This is a genomic window from Paludibacter propionicigenes WB4, from assembly GCF_000183135.1.
Taxonomy (GTDB): Bacteria; Bacteroidota; Bacteroidia; order Bacteroidales; family Paludibacteraceae; genus Paludibacter; species Paludibacter propionicigenes.
Map to the genome: position 1 here is coordinate 1293915 of NC_014734.1, position 19129 is coordinate 1313043.

Here is a 19129-nt window from a genome sequence, read left to right on the forward strand (position 1 = left end):
AGCTGATTTCAGTTATTCTCTATTACTTTTAGCCAATAAAGAGGAAACTTCATAAATATCTTTGTCTCGTTAGTCTGAAAGTCCAGCCCTACAGGTACATTCAAAAACGAAGCCCTTTCGACAACCGGATTCAACTCTGTCAATTTTGATTCAAACAAGCATTCATTTTCATCTGAGGAGTAAAAATACAATCGTTCATTATCCAGAATTAATCTGCCATACGTTCTAAACATTATTGAATCTTCATAATACGCAGAATCTGTGAGTGACAGATCATCCAGCTCTTGATTTCCGGTTGATTTGACTAGTTTTTTAAACTTCAAATAACCGGTATTATCTGAAGCGTTACCCCGAAAGAATCCGACCAACGTGAACACGGCAACGAAAGACAGAGATCGCATCAAATCAACCTGTTGAGTTCTAATTAGCGTAAAGAAAGCCATGAACGTGCCAAAAAACAACCCATAAGATAAACCGTAAACCAGAAATCGAATTCTGAATAACCATTGGGGAGGATTTGAATAATCCCGAATCATATATACCAGAAAATTCAATCCCAGTGCCAGTACGATAAACTGAGCTATTGAAGAGTAAGAAAAATGTTCTGATTTATCGAAAGACAAAACAAAAGTAAGTGCAAAAAGTAAAAAGACTGCCAGGATTATGATTTTCTTCATATTACAACTCTACATTTTAGGCTTTCCCAATCGCGGGGATATTTATATTCGTAATCAAACAAGCATTCAAAATCTTCTGAATTATTTTTTTCCCCTCTCCAAATACCGTCCGAACTTTCGGAATCCTTCGCTGAGGGGTCAACCATACTTTCCGAACTCACGGAGATTGCCGTTGATAGCTCATAGGTACTTTCCGAACTTTCGGAATTAACCATTGAGGGGTCAGCGGAGCTTTCCGAACTCTCGGAATCCTTCGCCGAGGGGTCAACCGTACTTTCCGAACCTTCGGACGGCTTTTCCATTATCCTGAAATACCGTCCCAACGTTGGGAATCTCCTTCCGAGGCATCAAACAAGCTTTCCCAACGTTGGGAATGTTGTTCCGAGGGGTCAACGAAACTTTCCCAACCTTGGGATTTAACCAATGAGCCCTCAACTATCCATTCCCAACCTTGGGAATCTCTCGCCGAGGGGTCAGCGGAGCTTTCCCAACCTTGGGACGCAATTTTCGATGCCAAAGGTACTAAATAATCTCAATTTATTAACTCAACTTGTACAAAAAAGAGGGTATCTCAAAAGAAAGCAGGAACGTAAAAACTGCAAATCGACACAAAACACAGATTACTGATATAGTGACATCTATAAAAATGACATTTGCGAAAATTTGTGTGATTTGCGTTCAAAAAAGCACTTATTGGACAGCTACCCTAGAGCTATTTCAATTTTTCAACATACGTAAGGATATATCCCGGCAAAATTTCGGGATGCAGAATGGCAATCATATCCGAAAGCAATAAATCGGGGCGTGCCACAGCACTCTCCCAAAAATCATTGGCCGTGGAAGGCAACAGGCGCTTATTGATATTATAAACCTGCTTTAGTTGCACCGGGCGGAAAAGTGCGTGTTTCGAATCGGCCTTCACCAGCTCGTCCAGCGAATTAAAATTACAATTCAACCACACGTCGGTCTGCGAAAAGTTTTTCAACACCGTTTCCACATTCAGCGGCAGACTTCCGGCCGTAGTGTCGTTGGCATAAAAATAGCGGCTACCTGCATCGGCAAAGAGTTTGCCCATAAAATTACGCCCCGACGGCATATACCATGTTCCACGGAAATTGGAGCCCACCATGATGTTGGGTTTCGTTTTTACCCCGGCAGCTTTCGCTTTTATGTCGTTGTATCGCTTATCCACATCGGCAAAAATGCTGTCGGCCTGTTTCTCTTTATTGTAAAATGCCGCCACAAATTTGATCCATTCTGCCCGTGCCAACAGCGAAGTTTCCATCCATTCGTTATTAAACAGTACAGGAATTCCGGCTTGCGAAACACGTTGTGCGTAGGGATCATTCTGGTTATAGCCGCTCATCATCAATGCTCCGGGCTTTAGTTGCAGAGTTTTCTCTACATTGATGGTAAAGGCATCGCCCAAATCGGCAATCCGCCCTTCGGCAAAGCGTTTGTTGATTTCTTTATTGTAGATAATGCGTGGCGAGCAAACGCCCACAATGGTTTCCACCTGCCCCAGCAAGCTCAAAAACTCAAAATGAGTGACCGACGTGGCAACCAAGGTACGAAGCGGAACCTGCACCTTTGTGCCATCGGAAGGTGTCTTCACGGAAGCATCTTTCACTAGATAGTAACGGGCATACACCGTGCCTTTCACCCACGGACTGTATACAATCACTTCTTTATAATCAGGGAAATACTTTACGGCAAATCCCTGCGCATAACTAAGTTTCAATGTGTCGTTGGTTTGTGCATTGGTCGTTTTGGCACTTTTGGGAGTACACGAAAACAAAAAGCAAAGGAAAAGTAGTGGAATAAGAAAAATCTTTTTCATCGGTTGTATATTTAAACGCAAAAACCGCAGAGCCGAATGGTCCGCGGTTATTGGATTATGGAAACTATGCGGTTTTATTTCTTTCCGCAAAGATAATAGGAAATTATGAACACCGAATTATTTTAATGTACGTTTTTGGTAGTAGCCGAAGCACCGGCCGACGATTCGGGTTCATGTACAAATATCCAGAACACCACCGACGCAGCCACTAACAATCCGCAAAAGATATACAGCAACTGATGGTTACCGGTGGCTTTAATAACGTTGGCCACACCGTTGCTCATCATCTGAGGCAATACGACTGCTAAATTAAATACACCCATATACAAACCCATTTTGGCCGGATTCACGCGTTCGCTCATAATGGCAAACACAATGGAAATAACCGCCGACCAACCGATACCCACAAGGAACATACCGATATAAAAGTCGAGCTCTACCCTGCTGAAATAGGCAATATAGAAATAGCCGATTACCGAAAAGATAAGCGCCCCGATGTAAGTCCTGACCCGACCAATGCGCTTGGCGATGGATTGTAATATCAAGGGGAAAATAGCCCCGATCAGGTTGAGGATAAAGAAACCGAGCGAAACAATATTCCCCACCGACGAAGCCGGGGTTTGCGTTGCGCCCGTGAGTTTTTCGGCAAACCAGTTGGCGGTAATGCCTTTTAGTCCGATGTTGGGGAGAATTTGATTCTCGATAAAAAAGCCGGAAAGAATAAACATGCTCTGAAAAGCCACCCAGGTAAACGAGTGCGCAAGCATGATTTTTTGAAACTCATTGCGGTTCGACGGATGTTTAATTCCCTGAACAATGATGATAATGCCAATGATGACCGAATAAAGTAGTGCGGCAATCAAAACCGGATTGTGCCACGCGCCCAACGCTTCGGGGAAAAAGTGGAAAAACAGGCTGAAAATGCCAAACACCAAAAATCCATACAGCGGAAATATTTCCTGAAATATCTGCCAAACACCAAACTTCTCCTGATTTTCGGACAGAGCAGCTTCCTGTTCTTTTTTTTCCTGAATAAACAGAATGGGAAACACAGCGGTGAGAAACACAATGCCAGCCGCAATGTACAACAGCATTTCATTTCCAAAAAGCATGGATAAAAAGTAGGCAAATACGCCGAAAAAGCCCGAAATGATCTGCATCCACACATAACCGGCGGTGCGCACTTTGCCTTCGGGGGTCAAGTCGGCAATAATGGAGCGGGCGGGGTTGAAAGTTACGTTGACCGACAAGTCGAGGAACAAAGCGATGACGGACGCAATGAGGATAATGTCCGAAATGCCCGTGATATGCGAAATACCCCGAATGTGAGGCAGTGTAAGGAAAGCAATGCTGCTGACCATGCCACCAATAATGATAAACGGCCTGCGACGACCACCCATAAACCAGACATTATCGCTCAACAGGCCCACGATGACCTGCCCAAAGATACCCGCAATGGGTCCGGCCAACCAAACGAAGGCTACATCGTGAATGTCCAGATGATATTTATTGGAAAGTATCCAGCTCAGTGCGGCAATTTGAGTGGATAACGCAAAACCAACTGCCGTGGCAGGCAGCCCGAGCAACGCCAGGAAAGCATTGCTCATTTTCTTTTGAATGTTCAGCATAGTATTTTAAGATGTACAGTTTATCAAATAAAATACAATGATATTCATTTTCGCCGACAATACAGCGCTAACTTAAAACCCGAATAGAAAAACCTGGCGCAAACGTTTTCTGAAAACACCTTTAGTGTTATAAACTTCGTAATCTTTGCCTTCGGCGACATTCGCTTCGCGTTAATTAGTCTCTCCTTCATCAAGTCCGGATATTGTATCTAAACGCCGAAGGCAAATAACAATTAATAACGCGAAGCGAATATCACGAAGTGATATTCGTCGAAGACGAATAACTACAAAGTCTTATTAATTCCCTCGATATAGCCTAGTATTTCATCACGACCGGTACGTTTTTCGGACGAGGTGAGGAAAATTGGTGGCAGCTCTTCCCATTGTTCGGACAATTTATCTTTATAGGCCTGCACGTTCGATTTTCCTTTGGCATGCGTCAGTTTATCCAGCTTGGTGAATACGATAGAAAACGGAACACCGTTCTCGCCCAGCCATTCCATAAATTCCAGGTCGATTTTCTGGGGCTCGTGCCTGCAATCGATCAAAAGGAACAAACATGTCAGTTGCTCGCGGTTCAAAATATAACTTTCAATAATGTCCTGCAACTGGTCGCGCATCTTTTTGCCGGCAGTAGCGTAACCATATCCGGGCAAATCGACCAGATGCCAGTTTTTGTTGATCAGAAAATGATTTATCAACAGCGTCTTCCCCGGTCTCGACGAAGTCATGGCCAAATCCTTGCGGTTGCAAAGCATGTTGATCAACGACGATTTGCCCACATTGGAGCGTCCGATAAAAGCATATTCGGGCAATTTACTATCGGGGCATTTCAGATAATCAGTGTTGCTGATTATAAATTCGGCAGATTTTATATCCATAATAATTTTAGTTACGAGTTACAAGAAAAGAAGTTACAAGTTTACCGTGCAGAAGTTCAAACGATTCAACGCCATTATCAACTATCAATTGTCAATTATCAACTGTTTGTCCGACACCATCCACATGCCTGCAAAGGTAATCAATCCGTTTATCATCAGCAATTCGTAGCCAAGTGGGTACTTAAACAAGGTGCTGGTGAGTAAATTCAGACCAAAACACAACAGCGGTGAAGCCACTGCCACATAAGGCACCAGCTTGTCGCGGACAGGTCGTTTGGTAAACAGTCCAAAGGCAAACATGCCCAACAAAGGTCCGTAGGTATAGGAGGCAATGGTATAAATGGCGTCGATAATACTTTTGTTATTCACCGCTTTAAAAACAAGTATGATCAGCACAAACAGCACCGACACCCCGATGTGCGTAAAGCGGCGTTTACGTTCGGCCACGCGGGGAGTATTGCGCTGAACACCCAGAATGTCGACTGCAAACGAGGTGGTGAGCGAAGCCAAAGCCGAATCGGAACTGGCAAAAGTGGCTGCAATGATGCCTATTACGAACAGAAAAGTGACCACCGGCCCCAGGTATTGCGTAGCAAACAAAGGCAAAATATCGTCGGACGAAGCAGGCAGGGTAATATTGTTTTTGGCAGCCAGCATCAGCAGCATGGCGCCCAGTGTGAGGAACAACAAATTGAGCGGCACAAACGAAAAGCCGTACCAATACATGTTTTTCTTGGCGTCGCGCAGACTTTTGCAGGTAAGGTTTTTCTGCATCATGTCCTGATCGAGGCCGGTCATGACGATGGCGATAAATATGCCGCTGAAAAACTGCTTGAAGAAGTTTTGTTTCGAGTGCCAGTCGTCGAATACAAACATGCGGGCATGTCCGCCGTTAATCAACCGGGTACTGAACTCGCTCAGGTTCATGTCCAACTGTTTCGACACCTGAAAAACCAACAAAATGAGAGCCGAAATCAAACAAACCGTTTGCAAAGTATCGGTCCACACAATGGTTTTGATGCCACTTTGGTGCGTGTACAGCCAAATGAGAAAAACCGCCACGGTGGCCGTCACCACAAAAGGCACATGCCACGAGTCGAAGATGATATATTGCAGAATAAGTATGACCATATAAAGACGTACGCCCGACCCCACGGTGCGCGAGAGCAAAAAGAACGAAGCACCTGTTTTATACGTGTACGTTCCGAAGCGTTGCTCCAGATAAGTGTAAATACTCGTGAGGTTGAGGCGGTAATAGAGCGGAAGCAGCACGTTGGCAATAATCAGGTAGCCGAAAAAGAACCCGAAAACCATTTGCATATACGTAAACTGCGTGCTACCCACCCAGCCCGGCACCGACACAAAGCTCACGCCCGAGATGGACGAACCGAGCATGCCGATGGCTACCACCCACCAGGGCGATTTGCGGTTTCCGAGAAAGAATGCATCATTGTCGGTGCTCTTGCGGCCTACAATGTACGAAATAAGCCAGAGCGCCGAGAAGTAAACGACTATGATTAATAAAATGGAAATACCCGACATAAGCAGAATACGCTAACAGAATGCGCTTATGATTAATAATTTGAGAGTAAGCAGCCCACAGCGATTTGTCATCATAATGAAGTTCCGCCGGGGCTAAGCTGCCACAAAAATAGCTAAAAATAGCTGAAACAAAATGCAGTAGATAAAAATAGTTTAGAACCGGTTTTTTTTCTATTTTTGCATTCGAATATAAAGAGCAGTGTTCTATCCCGTTTATTGACACCGATAGCTGTTCTCAGAAACTATTCACCGAAATGAGTCTACAACAATTTTCTTCTTCGCTGCTCGAAAATGCAGTCAATGAATTTGCTAAACTTCCCGGCATAGGGCGTAAAACGGCATTGCGACTGGTGTTGCATTTGCTTAAGCAGTCGGAATACGAAGTGGAGGTGTTTGGCAAAGCATTTATTCAGCTACGGAGCGAAATTCAGTATTGTACCGTTTGCCATAATATATCGGACACCGAAATTTGCCAGATTTGCAGTAATCCGTCGCGCGACCACGAGACGGTTTGCGTGGTGGAGAATATCAAAGATGTGATGTCCATCGAAAATACACAGCAGTTTCGTGGATTGTATCATGTGTTGGGCGGCATTATTTCGCCCATGGATGGTGTGGGACCCAAAGACCTGGAAATTGAGAGCCTGATAGAACGGGTGCAAACCGAAAATGTAAAAGAAGTGATTCTGGCACTTAGCACTACCATGGAAGGCGACACCACTAACTTCTACATTTTCCGCAAACTGGCTCCGCTGAACATAAAAATAACCACCATTGCCCGCGGCATAGCCATTGGCGACGAACTGGAATACGCCGACGAAGTTACGCTCGGCCGTTCGATATTAAACAGAGTAGAATTTACCAATTCATTTAAATAAAAAACACACAAGAAAAAAACATGGAAAAAGTAGTCAAAAGAATTTATTTTGCTTATTCTCTTATTTATACGGCTGCAGTATTAAGTGCTATGATTGGCTATTTAATCAACATGAACCGCACAACAAGTGTTGATCCTAAAAGCTCGGAAAGTATAGTCTTATCAACAATTGTTATTCTGTATATTATCATCTCCATTCCTGCGGCATTAGCCCTCTTTCATAAAAATACAAAGAAGTGGGCAGCCATTGAAGATAACTATACAAAAATCAATAAATATGTAGCCGGTGCTATATGGCGTTTATTGGCTATTGGCTTTGGCTTTGTTCTGAGTGTTATTGTCTTCAATTTTATTCGCACTGAATCGATGATTTTTTGTGCTCTGATTGCGGCCGTAGCACTAATCTTCTGTAAACCAACCGAACGAAAAATAACTTCGGATCTGAAACTGGAAGAAGATGATACTGAAGAGTAAAAACCGGCAGTAATTCTTTTCTGATTTTAAACATTATAACTTTCAAACTAATTATGGTTATAGCAGTAGATTTCGACGGAACCATTGTCACTCACGAATATCCGAATATAGGGAAAGAAATTCCATTTGCTATTGACACGCTTAAGCGATTGCAGCAAAGCCCTGACAATTTGTTAGTTTTATGGACTGTAAGAGAAGGCGTTGAATTGAAAGAAGCCGTTGAATTTTGTCGTAGCCGGGGATTAGAGTTTTACGCTGTCAATAAGAATTACCCCGAAGAATCGGCTGAGCATCCGGAGCCGCGTAAATTAAAAGCCGATTTATTTATCGACGACAGAAATCTTGGTGGTTTACCCGATTGGGGAGTGATTTACCGAATGATAATGAACGGTAAATTCTTCGACCCGATTACCAACGATATTGAGCCTGAATATCAGCTACCTAAGAAAAAAGGACTTTTTAAATCATTGTTCGGATAATTATCCTGCGTATAATCAAGCAAAACACTTTACTGAATTGTTAGAAAACGAACACATATTGCTAAGAGCCGTAGAGCCTGAAGATCTGGATAAATTATATGCCTGGGAAAATAATGCTTTGCTATGGGATGTAGGCAATACGCGCAATCCATATTCGCGTTTTGTTTTAAAACAATACATTGTTGATTCCGCCAAAGACATTTATGAGAATAAACAACTACGCTTGATGATAGAGAGTCGCACAAGCGGAGAAACTGTGGGAACAGTTGATTTGTTTGATTTCGACATCCACAACAGCCGCATCGCTCTGGGATTATTTGTTGACAGCGCTTTTCAGGGCAAAGGATTCGCAAAAGCCAGTTTACACCTGATTGAAGAATATGTTTTTAATTACCTGAAAATAAATCAGCTTTACTGCCACATAGCGGAGTCAAATACTGCCAGTCGCCGTATGTTCGAGCAAGAAGAATATGAGACAAATGGCGTATTGAAAAACTGGATCAAAACAATTGACGGTTACGAAAACATAATTGTTTTTCAATTATTCAGAGATACTTTTCTGAACAGACAAAAACAGAAATAGTTACTCAATATAGATTTCCAGCAAAGTCACTTCACCATCCGGCATCAACCCAAGCTCGTTTATACAGGCGGGAATCAACACGGTATCTCCTTTTCCCATCACTGTTTTTTCGCCGGCATATTCAATAACAAAACTACCTTCGACACACATATACGTTACGAAAGTATCCAGCGTTCCGTAGTTTCGGGTCACAGGCGCATCAAAACGCAATGTATTGGTAGTAAAGTATTCGCATTTCACCAACGGAGTAATTTCATTTAACTGAGCATTATAAGCAATCTTTGGGTTTTCAGTGGCTTCAAAGTTTATCACATCAAGCGCTTCCTCAGTATGCAGCTCACGTTCATTGCCATTATCATCTTTTCGTTTATAATCGTAAATTCTGTATGTAATATCACTGCTTTGTTGAATTTCGGCCACCATCACTCCTTTTCCAATAGCATGGACCAATCCTGCTGGAATGAAGAAAACATCTCCCTTTTTTACCGGAATTTTCTGCAACAAATTTTCGATTTTATCATCTTCAAGCGCATCAAGATATTCATCTCTTGAACAATTTTTGCTGAATCCGATAATCAGCTCTCCTCCTTCATCAGCATTCAACACATACCACATTTCGGTTTTCCCGAAAGAATTATGGCGTTCAGCTGCCACTTCATCACCTGGATGAACCTGAATTGACAGGTTTTCATTTGCATCAATCAGCTTAAAAAGCAAGGGAAAAAACAAACCATATTCGTCGTAAATAGCATCACCTACCAATTCACCCATGTAAATCTCAACCAACTCGGTGAGACTGTTACCTGCTAGCAGCCCATTGACCACTACAGATTCATCGCCTTCATAACCTGACAGCTCCCAGCTTTCGCCCAGCTTGTGAGTGTCAGCCGGCTTACCGTATAAATCTTTTAGTTTAGTTCCACCCCAGATTTTATCTTTTAAAATGGGAGCAAATTTTAATGGATACAACATATTAAAATAGGTATTACAAAGAAAAAAAATGAACAATTAATACTCTTATCATGTCGATATATTAACTGTTCATCCTTCTTATTTACTATGAAATATTTGTTATTCTTCTTTCACTCGCTTTGCCAGATTTTGTTCCCAAACCCACGCACTTCGAAGCGTTTCTTCTACTGTTTCATTGGCAGTCCATCCCAACTCATCATTAGCATAACTTGGATCGGCCCACACTTTTTCTATATCTCCTTCACGACGAGGCGCTAGTTTGTATGGAATCTTTACTCCATTCACTTTTTCGAATGTTTCAATTATTTCCAATACCGACAGTCCCCGACCCGTTCCTAAATTAAACGTCTCAACATGGTGTTTTGTTTGGTTATTCAACATTCGCTGAACTGCAATAACATGAGCTTTTGCCAAATCTACCACATGAATATAATCACGAATACACGATCCGTCAGGGGTATTATAATCATCACCATACACCTGAAGTTGCTTACGTAGTCCGATAGCGGTTTGTGTAACAAATGGTAATAGATTATTCGGCACACCGTTCGGCAGCTCACCAATCTCTGCTGATGGATGTGCTCCTATCGGATTGAAATAACGGAGTATAATGCTCTGATAACAAGGGTTAGAATGAATTGTATCGTGTATAATCTCTTCGCAAATCTGCTTGGTATTACCGTAAGGAGATAAAGCAGGTTTAATAGGCGCATCTTCTGTCACCGGTAACACATCAGGCTGACCATATACAGTACAGGAAGAAGAAAAAACAATGTTCTTAACCTTGTGGATTGGCATCAACTGTAATAAATTTATCAACGAAACCAAGTTATTGCGGTAATAAAGAAGAGGTTTCTCTACCGATTCGCCCACTGCTTTACTCGCAGCAAAGTGAATGATTGCGTCAATGCCTTTATACTTTTCGAACATGCGATCCATGCTTACATAGTCCGCACAATCAATATTTTCAAATGCAGGACGAATACCTGTTATTTTCTCAATACCATTCAATACATCGATGTTTGAATTAGACAGGTTATCTACAACCACCACTTCAAAACCAACCTTCTGTAATTCTACTACCGTATGAGAACCAATATAACCGGTTCCTCCTGTCACTAAAATTTTAGCCATATAATTGAGAGATTATTAAAACAATTTTTTCGGATACACACCGTTCCTGATCAATTCGTTAATCTTAATAACTACTTGCGGGCGATCTTCAGCATACGTTACACCAAACCATTTTGACGGAGTATCAAGCACTTTACAAGTAACTTTACCTTCCACTATCAAATTGTTTACGGCCAGAGGAATATAAAACTCAGATTTTAGTTTCTGACCTTCGGTAGCTAAAAACTCTTTAAAGTATTCCAACGAATAATCGAAATAATCAGGTGTAAAGCCCCACATATTCATTGATACAGGTGTAGTAGCAACAATTGCGACTTCTTTTCCATTCTCATCCACATAATTTATCGTGCCGCTTTTCTCTTCAATGTGAGTGCGCTCTACTACGTTTTTCAGAAGTTGGTTTTCATCTACAACGCAAACTCCACGGCTCACAGCTCCACTTTCCGACAAAGTATTTCCTACACGATAGCCTATCATGCAGTATTCATTTTTCTTTCCTTCTACACTTCGCAGAAAATCTGCCAAGATAGCAAAAGACTCCTGACCATAAAAATCGTCGGCATTTATCACTGCAAATGGCTCATGAATTGCATCTTTTCCCATCAACACAGCATGGTTTGTGCCCCATGGCTTTTCTCTTTCCGGAATATAAGTACAACCTTCAGGAACTTTATCAATCTCCTGAAATACAACATCTGTTTCAATTAAATCTTTGAATTTGTCAATAACAACAGCTCTAAAGTCTTTTTCAAAACTTCCACGGATAACAAATACAATCTTTCCGAATCCGGCTTTGATTGCATCGTAAATCGAATAATCCATGATAGTTTCACCATTAGGGCCAAGTCCATCTAATTGTTTCAGACCTCCATAGCGACTTCCCATACCTGCTGCCAGTACAAATAACGTTGGTTTCATATTACTCTTTTTTTAGATTTAGAGGCGCAAAGTTAATTAATTGTTTTGAATTGAAGAATATTCAAGCTGCATTTTATGAACTATTATAAATTAGAAAAAAAATGTTTTTTTGGAAAAAGTAGAATCATAAAAAACGGTTTAATATTTTAGCAATTCTCTCTGGAAATTTTGGGCAAAAACCTTATCTTTGCAGGAAAGAATAGCGTTTATGTTGAAAAGAAGCAGAAAAAGAAATCAAACATTATTAACAGGCATAGTTTTAATCATTTGTAGTGGAATAATATCAACAATAATATATAAGCACAAGTCTAAAAACAAATACACCCCGGGCGTTTCTACCCTTTGCGACCATGTAAAGTATGCAAATGCACCCATTTCTCCTAGCAACAAGCTAAACGATCTGAATGACATACACCTAATACATGCTCAAAAAAACGGCTTAAAAAGAACATTTGCCACAAACGAAGAATTCCTTTTAAAGCTGGACAGTTTAAAGAACAACCTTATTCTGTTTGAAGTAGTGGAAACTCCGTATTATCAACTCAAATCGCTGACTCATTCGCAACCATACCTCATTCCTGAAGCCATTGACATGCTAAATGAAATAGGATACAGATTTCAACAACGGCTGGCCGAGAAAAAATATAACATATATCGCTTTAGAATCACCTCGTTGCTTAGAACCGAAGAAACACAAAATAAGCTGAGCCACCGAAATACAAATGCAACTGCCCATTCGGCTCATTTATATGGAACTACAGTAGATATATCCTATAAGAACTTTTATAACACCCAAAAGGACACCATAGAAAGTAGCTATGAAGCTGTACAAACACTTACCAAAGTTCTGGTGGAAATGAGACAGGAATGCAAGTTCCTTGCGGTTCGTGAGCGCAAGCAATCATGCTTTCACCTCACCGTAGTAGTCTGCAAATCAATAGACAATAAGAATTAACTATATTTCTTTGTCAGAAGTTACGCAAAAGGATTTTTTTCATTAACTTTGCACCCCGAAAGTAGAACAACAGGTTCTCCTTTTCTTTTAAAAAATGACTTAGTAGCTCAGCTGGTAGAGCAACAGACTCTTAATCTGTGGGTCGTGGGTTCGAGCCCCACCTGGGTCACAAAATGATAATTAAGCACTTACATATAAAAACATGTAAGTGCTTTTTATTTATGCACACACTAAGGACTTTATTTACCATTCAAGATACCTGTTGCTTGAATAATAGCTGCTATTTCAATGGCATCATTCCTATTGGTACTGTATGGAGTTCTGATTTTGAAATAGAACCCTTCTTCAATGACAATAATTGGAACAGATATAATTGATTGGATTTTATCAGCCAACTGTTACGATCGTCCTCCGGTACGGAATGCCCCGAATTGAACACAGTAATTTTCATTATCATTCCGAATTATCATCTCTTTGGAATCTCCTTTATATGACAGGATAAAACTTTGCAACAATAAATCATCCAAACTTATTCCGTCTGCATATACAACCGCAGTATCTTTAGATATATTTGCCAGTTCAAGGATATAAAAAAGATACAAATCAACGTTCAATCCTTTGTTAGGGAATTGTATTAGAAATCGATGTTTCGCTCTATGCTCATGACTTTGGTTAGTATTGTATGAAATAATACTGTCCTTTTATGGTGTATTTCTTTTAAAGTTATAAAAGAAGTCTACAGGAAAATTGCTCTTATTGATCTGCTCACCTTTTTTGAATTTATTAAGGTCAATTTCAGTATTTCGAAGTTTCAGTAAATTTCCATTGCTTATTACCTTTACTTCCGTGCGTCTATTTACCTGATGTTCATTTTCACTACATGAAACTCCATCGATACAACGATTCAGTATATTACGCTCACCATGACCAACTGCTATTAGTCTGTTTCGATCAATACCGTGTTTTACGAGATATGCAACCACCGACTCAGCTCTTTTTTGCGACAGAGTGTCATTGTATTGAGATGTTCCGCGGCTATCTGTGTATGATCCCAACTCAATTTTGATTGGATATATTTTGAGTAGTGTGATTAAGCTGTCTAAAGTTGGTGTTGCATCCGGTCGAATATCCCATTTATTAAAGTTGTAATGTATATTGTTAAGCTTCCATCTATCATTAACCTCAAGCTCCTGTTTATTTGAGATTAAATCTTTCATAGCTCCGGAAGTCACATCGATAGATTTAACACCCTTCTTAGTATAATCGTTTGGCTTAGTATAAGTTCTTTGTTTCTCCAACATCATATCCTGAACAGACCTTGTTGCTACATCCATTTCCTGAATCGGTATTATTCCGCCTGACTCAATACAGTCGTTTGTCATCCCTTCTTTCATCGCCTTCAATATTACCTTATCTACAGATGAGGTTACAAAATGATACATACCTTTACTATCTGTTTGAGTAGCAATAACCTTAGCTGTTCTATCGTTCAACATAAAAACTGTTGCTCCTTCAATCGGATTGTGAGTATACATATCAACAACTTTTCCTTCGATATTGCTCATCTGAAGGTATATATCTTTATAGCTAAAACTATATAAATTATCGTCGTTATCAAGTCTATCAGAGGAGAAGAAACCTCTTTTACCTGCATTATCCTGCGTCCAACCAAAATCGTCGGCCGAACTGTTTATCGGATAACTTAAATGTTCCGGTTCCCCACTGCCTTTAATAGCATCTTCAAGAGGTATTCTGTAAATATCCAAACCTCCCAGTCCTGGTCTGGCATCACTGCTAAAATATAAATAGCCATCGGAAGTGATAGTTGGAAAAACTTCGTTCCCCACCGTATTTATGTTGGAACTGAATGCTTCGGGATTACTCCATTTATGTGTTTTGGCGTTGCGGATAGAAAAATACAAATCCATTTTACCCTTTCCTTTCGGCATATCACTACAAAATACAAGAACACTCCCGTCCTCATTTACAGTTGGTAACATAACTGAATATGATTTATTGTCACCGAATGGAAGAGGCCGTATATTAGTGATTCTATTTGAAGCATACATCCCTTCCATTAAACGAACACGATTTATACTTTTCCTGTTTTGCGAATAATTGGCAGAAAAATATACCCGTGAATTATTGTCCAAAGCAATGCCGGTTACATTAAAATCAATTTTCTCTAATCCTTTCACCACAGAGCCCAACGTATCCTTGCTCTCGTTCCACATATACCGCCGATCCGTCATAAAATATAATTCGGACTCCATGTCCTTAGCATCAGCACCTTCATACTGTGGGGCAACAGATTTTGATAAAACTCCTTTAGTTTCCTTTTTCGCAAGAAACGAGCCGGCAATGGGAGCACCAATTGGTTCTGATTTGATTTTATTCAATTCGACTTTATGCAAACTTGTATAGCAAAAATTGTCCCAAAGCGAGACTTGCTTTTTTACAGACAAAGGCTTATTACTGGTAAAAAACAATACACTGTCTATCAAAACAGGGGAATAATCGCGATAAGGAGTGTTAACATTTAAAAATCCTATTTTCCAATTCAACGAATCCTTTTTTAATGAATCAAGGCTTATGGCACTGTTGTACACACTAGCTTTTGCGCTGTAACCTTTCACATCTTTCAGCCAATCTGCTGCCTGTTGGTACATTCCATGCCGGGCATATAATTCTCCAACCCGAATCTTTTGGAGCTCAGTTGCCCCTTCCTTTCCATTCTTAAATAATAATTTATAAACCCTCAAAGCGTTGTCATTGGCTCTCATTTGATAATAACAATCAGCTAACTTGGAAAGTACAGTCTCCGGATGACTCCCATCCTGAATTAAGTACTCTTCATAGTCTTTAGCCGCAACAGAATAGCTTGAATTGTTATATTGAGCATCAGCACGCTGCAACATTTCTATTGCTTTTGAACGACTCGTTTTAGGTTTGGTGTTTTGGCTAAAAATCGTATTTATCCATGTCAGCAACAGGATAATAGTCATCATCAATATTGAATATCTACTTTTATGATTCATTTCAGTGTATACTTTTTAGAAATTTATATTGTTAGTAATATCTAGGAGACAGAACCGGTCTATATTTCGGCAAATTAAACTCATATCTTAGCATTAGCTCGTGAGATCCTCCGACATTATATGTTTTGAGGCTTGAGATCGTGTAATCATAGGCATATCCGAGCCTGAGCGTAGGCGATAATTGAATTTCAAATAAACCCACTACAGCATTACCCGGTCGATAACTGACACCAAATCCAAGACTATTTTGAAACCAAGCATTCATATTGAAATCGAAAGCCGGAGCCGATCCTTGAACAGCTTTGAGCAGAACCGATGGTTTCAACTTTATTTCACTTGAGACATCAAAAATATATCCTCCCGTAAAGAAATAGTGGTTATTAGCAGAGGTAGAATGTAATGTGTTATCTATGTCAACTTTAGTTTTTAAAAGAGCCGGAATGGAGAATCCTAAATACATCCTGTCTGCATTTAATAACATTCCGAACCCCACGGTAGGTAAGATAATATTAATATCTTGAGCAAATAATGGATCATCTGGGCTTGAGGTAACTGCTTTTGAATAAGCTGCCTGATAGTTTAAAGCCCCACCACTTAATCCAAAAGTAAGAGTTGAGTATGCTAATTTAAGCCTATAGGAGTAAAATGCCTGAATACCGGTAGTTGTTTCAATTCCTAATTTATCGTTATAAACCTGAAGTCCATAGCCAACATTGCTGTCAACACTTCGCCTATCCCAGGACAAAGTCCCTGTTTTTGGTGCGCCGTCAACACCAACCCACTGCATGCGGTATAAAAGTGTTATGTTATCACCTCCAAAATTACCTGCATAAGCCGGGTTCAGGTTTATCATATTGAACATGTATTGCGAATACATGGGTTCCTGTTGAGCCTGGAGCGAATTGCCCAAAAACAATAAACAGGAACTAAGTATAAATATGATTTTCGATAGCCTTAACTTATCCTGGAAGTAAGATATATATATGTAATTCATTATTTTACAATTCATTATTAATAGTTATCGGTCTGTTGGTAGTTGACTATTTGTCATTCATCGTTCGGTACTCCTCATTGATTACGGGCGCCTTAAGCTTATATATTTCACATTTCTATTAACAACTTCACCCGTAGCTATTTTAATTTGTTTGTATACACAATAATAGGTGCCGCTTATTAATTCTTTTCCCAAAAAAGTCCCCATTCCTGTCCCATCCCAATCATTTTGATAATCGCTACTCTTATATACCAGTATTCCCCAACGGTTATAAACTTCCAAATCAATCTTAGTGGACGCTGTATGGGTAATTATAAATTTGTCGTTTATGCCATCTCCATTAGGTGAAAAACCATCCGGAATGAATAGTGTAGCTACAGGCATAGCAGTTATAGTGGGTTCTGCAACACTTGTGGTCGAATTCTCATCGGTACGAATATCTTTAAAGTAGATGGGTTCTTTGCTATTAACTAAGGTCTGACCTGAAAAAAATGCCTGATTGGACAGTAATAATGTATCGGTCTGAAGATCACTTGGGAAAACTTTTACCTCCATTTTTATTGAATCACGTGCATTCACATCCAACGATGCACCGGGAAGCAGCATTTTGAGAATGGTAGAGCCATTATAAGATCCATTTGCTGTCAGCTTACCGGAAGCCAACAAGCTTGTGACTGAGTAAGTACAGTTTTTGTCCTTAAACACATCATCCAGGTTATCTTCCACCTGAATCGAATCAATCTTTGTCTGTGTATCATTATAGAGAGATATCGTATATTTCCAACTATAGGATCCATCATGATTGAAAACAGGTTTTGAAGACGTTTTGCTGATTTCTGGTAACGGGTGCACAACAATAATTAAATTGGCGCCTGCTAAATTCTTATCGGTATCTATAGCCGTATAGCTAATTACTGGAACTGTTCCAAAATAATTCAAGGCTGGAGTAAACGTGTAATCTCCATTAGCAGCCATAGTTATTGACCCCACATCAGGCAGCGTTATGGTCGATCCCGGTTGGCCGATTACGCCTCCAACACTAAAACCTGTAAGAGTGAGTTTATTTCCATTAAACACCGAATCATTTGCCAATACATTGCCGCTTACAGGTTCATCCTCCCAATTAGCCACACTGTCATTTATAGCTACCGAAACAACACTGTATGTCGCCAATGTGAAAGCCCCATAACCCGTCACATTGGCTGTTATGGTACCTGTAGTAAAATTACCCGTGGTAGACACACTATTCTCTGTTATCCATTTACTACCATCCCAACGTACAATTCTGATCTTATTGAGTTCGGACGGCATGGACGCACTTGTTTTGGTGACATCCCAACTAAGCGTAAGTTGTACATCTGCACTTCCAGAAGTACGATTCAGTATCCAATACTCCTTGCTACTAATATGTATAGCCTGATTATCTCGTTGAGTACGCAGAAAACCAGCCTTATCGGGATCTCCGAAGATATAGCGAGCGGCAAAACAATCAGTGACAGACGCAGGAGCGGAAATTGATGCAGGACGAAAATAGCCTCCATCACCTATTGGAAAAACAAATGAAGAATTTCCCGCTTTACTCACAAAACCATCTACATGGCTCATGTCAGAAGCATTAATCCAGCCTGCTCCGTTTTCCAGCAGTAGCATATTGGTCATTGTTTCGGACGAAGGTTGTGATGCGACGACAATCCCCTTTACAAAATTGACGCTATTGGCAACACTGATATTTTGCTCCAGACTAAATGCATTATCAACCAAATCACTACCTAAAAACAAACCGTAGAAACGCGTAGAACCGGAACCGGAGATATGTTGTGTATTACTGCCGGAAAACTGGCTCAAAGCCGGGCTAGTAGCTAAATTTGTTACAAAATCAACCTTCCCGTTATTTGTAAAATTATGACTATACCACACAGCGCCATTATTTATGAACACGCCCGTAGATGTATTGATAAAATCCATACCTATATACTTCTGTGCGTCGGGGTATATCCAGTTATTCACTTTATTCTGTTCTATTGTTTGCGCTTGTCCTCTTACCGAGGTGAGAACCAGCAACAAGAATATGCTCCTAACTATTTTTTTATAATTCATAATCATTTTATTATTGATAGCATTCAGTTGATGCAAACCA

General features: G+C 40.3%; 17 protein-coding genes and 1 tRNA gene. 6 read left to right on the plus strand and 12 right to left on the minus strand.

The features are described from left to right. Window positions 1-8 precede the first annotated feature (8 nt). From PALPR_RS05310 to PALPR_RS05340, 6 genes are all read right to left on the minus strand, one after another. Complete coding sequence (locus PALPR_RS05310) at window positions 9-677, minus strand: hypothetical protein (RefSeq protein WP_013444587.1); 669 nt, start codon at window positions 675-677, stop codon at window positions 9-11. Further along, window positions 674-979 (minus strand): hypothetical protein, encoded by a 306-nt coding sequence (locus PALPR_RS05315; protein WP_041620270.1) that lies wholly within the window; start codon window positions 977-979, stop codon window positions 674-676. Before PALPR_RS05315 ends, PALPR_RS05310 begins: the two co-directional genes overlap by 4 nt. A gap of 410 nt (window positions 980-1389) precedes the next feature. Further along, window positions 1390-2517, minus strand: a complete 1128-nt coding sequence (locus tag PALPR_RS05325) for an ABC transporter substrate-binding protein (protein ID WP_013444588.1) — start codon at window positions 2515-2517, stop codon at window positions 1390-1392. A gap of 122 nt (window positions 2518-2639) precedes the next feature. Then, entirely contained in the window at window positions 2640-4145 is a 1506-nt protein-coding gene (locus PALPR_RS05330) for an MFS transporter (RefSeq protein WP_013444589.1), read from the minus strand. Between the two features lie 284 nt (window positions 4146-4429). Further along, window positions 4430-5026 (minus strand): ribosome biogenesis GTP-binding protein YihA/YsxC, encoded by a 597-nt coding sequence (gene yihA / locus PALPR_RS05335; RefSeq protein ID WP_013444590.1) that lies wholly within the window; start codon window positions 5024-5026, stop codon window positions 4430-4432. Between the two features lie 84 nt (window positions 5027-5110). Continuing rightward, the gene (locus tag PALPR_RS05340; RefSeq protein ID WP_013444591.1) at window positions 5111-6568 is read right to left on the minus strand and encodes a sodium:solute symporter; all 1458 of its coding nucleotides are present in this window, start codon (window positions 6566-6568) and stop codon (window positions 5111-5113) included. Window positions 6569-6822: 254 nt separating this feature from the next. On the opposite strand from PALPR_RS05340, the gene recR reads away from it, so the two are divergent. From recR to PALPR_RS05360, 4 genes are read left to right on the plus strand one after another with little or no spacing between them, the layout of a single operon-like run. Then, window positions 6823-7446 carry a recombination mediator RecR gene (gene recR, locus PALPR_RS05345; protein WP_013444592.1) on the plus strand — a complete coding sequence of 208 codons (624 nt, stop codon included), beginning with the start codon at window positions 6823-6825 and terminating at the stop codon, window positions 7444-7446. A 20-nt stretch (window positions 7447-7466) separates the two neighbouring features. After that, on the plus strand, window positions 7467-7919 hold the full coding sequence (locus PALPR_RS05350; RefSeq protein ID WP_013444593.1) for a hypothetical protein: 453 nt from the start codon (window positions 7467-7469) through the stop codon (window positions 7917-7919). Window positions 7920-7972: 53 nt separating this feature from the next. Further along, window positions 7973-8398, plus strand: coding sequence for a BT0820 family HAD-type phosphatase (locus tag PALPR_RS05355; RefSeq protein WP_013444594.1), 426 nt, complete (start codon window positions 7973-7975; stop codon window positions 8396-8398). A gap of 37 nt (window positions 8399-8435) precedes the next feature. Next, the gene (locus PALPR_RS05360; RefSeq protein WP_013444595.1) at window positions 8436-8981 is read left to right on the plus strand and encodes a GNAT family N-acetyltransferase; all 546 of its coding nucleotides are present in this window, start codon (window positions 8436-8438) and stop codon (window positions 8979-8981) included. On the opposite strand, the gene PALPR_RS05365 is transcribed toward PALPR_RS05360, so the two are convergent. The 3 genes from PALPR_RS05365 to PALPR_RS05375 all read right to left on the minus strand — a co-directional run bounded on the left by PALPR_RS05365 (window position 8982) and on the right by PALPR_RS05375 (window position 12005). Further along, complete coding sequence (locus tag PALPR_RS05365) at window positions 8982-9953, minus strand: type I phosphomannose isomerase catalytic subunit (protein WP_013444596.1); 972 nt, start codon at window positions 9951-9953, stop codon at window positions 8982-8984. A gap of 99 nt (window positions 9954-10052) precedes the next feature. After that, complete coding sequence (gene galE, locus PALPR_RS05370; RefSeq protein WP_013444597.1) at window positions 10053-11087, minus strand: UDP-glucose 4-epimerase GalE; 1035 nt, start codon at window positions 11085-11087, stop codon at window positions 10053-10055. 15 nt (window positions 11088-11102) lie between these two features. Beyond that, entirely contained in the window at window positions 11103-12005 is a 903-nt protein-coding gene (locus PALPR_RS05375) for a nucleotidyltransferase family protein (protein WP_013444598.1), read from the minus strand. Window positions 12006-12213: 208 nt separating this feature from the next. Here PALPR_RS05375 and PALPR_RS15320 point away from each other — a divergent pair, with 208 nt between their 5' ends. Both PALPR_RS15320 and PALPR_RS05385 read left to right on the plus strand, forming a co-directional pair. Continuing rightward, window positions 12214-12960 (plus strand): DUF5715 family protein, encoded by a 747-nt coding sequence (locus PALPR_RS15320; protein WP_013444599.1) that lies wholly within the window; start codon window positions 12214-12216, stop codon window positions 12958-12960. Between the two features lie 96 nt (window positions 12961-13056). Beyond that, window positions 13057-13129: transfer RNA gene (locus tag PALPR_RS05385), tRNA-Lys, on the plus strand. Window positions 13130-13661: 532 nt separating this feature from the next. Here the strand turns inward: PALPR_RS05385 and PALPR_RS05395 are convergent. From PALPR_RS05395 to PALPR_RS15325, 3 genes are all read right to left on the minus strand, one after another. Beyond that, complete coding sequence (locus tag PALPR_RS05395) at window positions 13662-15998, minus strand: OmpA family protein (protein WP_013444601.1); 2337 nt, start codon at window positions 15996-15998, stop codon at window positions 13662-13664. A 31-nt stretch (window positions 15999-16029) separates the two neighbouring features. After that, window positions 16030-16992, minus strand: a complete 963-nt coding sequence (locus PALPR_RS05400; protein WP_013444602.1) for a PorP/SprF family type IX secretion system membrane protein — start codon at window positions 16990-16992, stop codon at window positions 16030-16032. Between the two features lie 81 nt (window positions 16993-17073). Next, window positions 17074-19089 (minus strand): T9SS type B sorting domain-containing protein, encoded by a 2016-nt coding sequence (locus PALPR_RS15325; RefSeq protein ID WP_013444603.1) that lies wholly within the window; start codon window positions 19087-19089, stop codon window positions 17074-17076. Between the last annotated feature and the right edge of the window lie 40 nt (window positions 19090-19129).

Excerpts from the sequence above, each read along its gene's own strand:
- yihA (WP_013444590.1), bottom strand. The coding sequence starts at position 5,026 with ATGGATATAAAATCTGCCGAATTTATAATCAGCAACACTGATTATCTG.
- PALPR_RS05310 (WP_013444587.1), bottom strand. The coding sequence starts at position 677 with ATGAAGAAAATCATAATCCTGGCAGTCTTTTTACTTTTTGCACTTACT.
- PALPR_RS05330 (WP_013444589.1), bottom strand. The coding sequence starts at position 4,145 with ATGCTGAACATTCAAAAGAAAATGAGCAATGCTTTCCTGGCGTTGCTC.
- PALPR_RS05350 (WP_013444593.1), top strand. The coding sequence starts at position 7,467 with ATGGAAAAAGTAGTCAAAAGAATTTATTTTGCTTATTCTCTTATTTAT.
- PALPR_RS15320 (WP_013444599.1), top strand. The coding sequence starts at position 12,214 with ATGTTGAAAAGAAGCAGAAAAAGAAATCAAACATTATTAACAGGCATA.
- PALPR_RS05395 (WP_013444601.1), bottom strand. The coding sequence starts at position 15,998 with ATGAATCATAAAAGTAGATATTCAATATTGATGATGACTATTATCCTG.
- PALPR_RS15325 (WP_013444603.1), bottom strand. The coding sequence starts at position 19,089 with ATGAATTATAAAAAAATAGTTAGGAGCATATTCTTGTTGCTGGTTCTC.
- galE (WP_013444597.1), bottom strand. The coding sequence starts at position 11,087 with ATGGCTAAAATTTTAGTGACAGGAGGAACCGGTTATATTGGTTCTCAT.
- recR (WP_013444592.1), top strand. The coding sequence starts at position 6,823 with ATGAGTCTACAACAATTTTCTTCTTCGCTGCTCGAAAATGCAGTCAAT.
- PALPR_RS05340 (WP_013444591.1), bottom strand. The coding sequence starts at position 6,568 with ATGTCGGGTATTTCCATTTTATTAATCATAGTCGTTTACTTCTCGGCG.
- PALPR_RS05355 (WP_013444594.1), top strand. The coding sequence starts at position 7,973 with ATGGTTATAGCAGTAGATTTCGACGGAACCATTGTCACTCACGAATAT.
- PALPR_RS05365 (WP_013444596.1), bottom strand. The coding sequence starts at position 9,953 with ATGTTGTATCCATTAAAATTTGCTCCCATTTTAAAAGATAAAATCTGG.
- PALPR_RS05315 (WP_041620270.1), bottom strand. The coding sequence starts at position 979 with ATGGAAAAGCCGTCCGAAGGTTCGGAAAGTACGGTTGACCCCTCGGCG.
- PALPR_RS05375 (WP_013444598.1), bottom strand. The coding sequence starts at position 12,005 with ATGAAACCAACGTTATTTGTACTGGCAGCAGGTATGGGAAGTCGCTAT.
- PALPR_RS05325 (WP_013444588.1), bottom strand. The coding sequence starts at position 2,517 with ATGAAAAAGATTTTTCTTATTCCACTACTTTTCCTTTGCTTTTTGTTT.
- PALPR_RS05400 (WP_013444602.1), bottom strand. The coding sequence starts at position 16,992 with ATGAATTACATATATATATCTTACTTCCAGGATAAGTTAAGGCTATCG.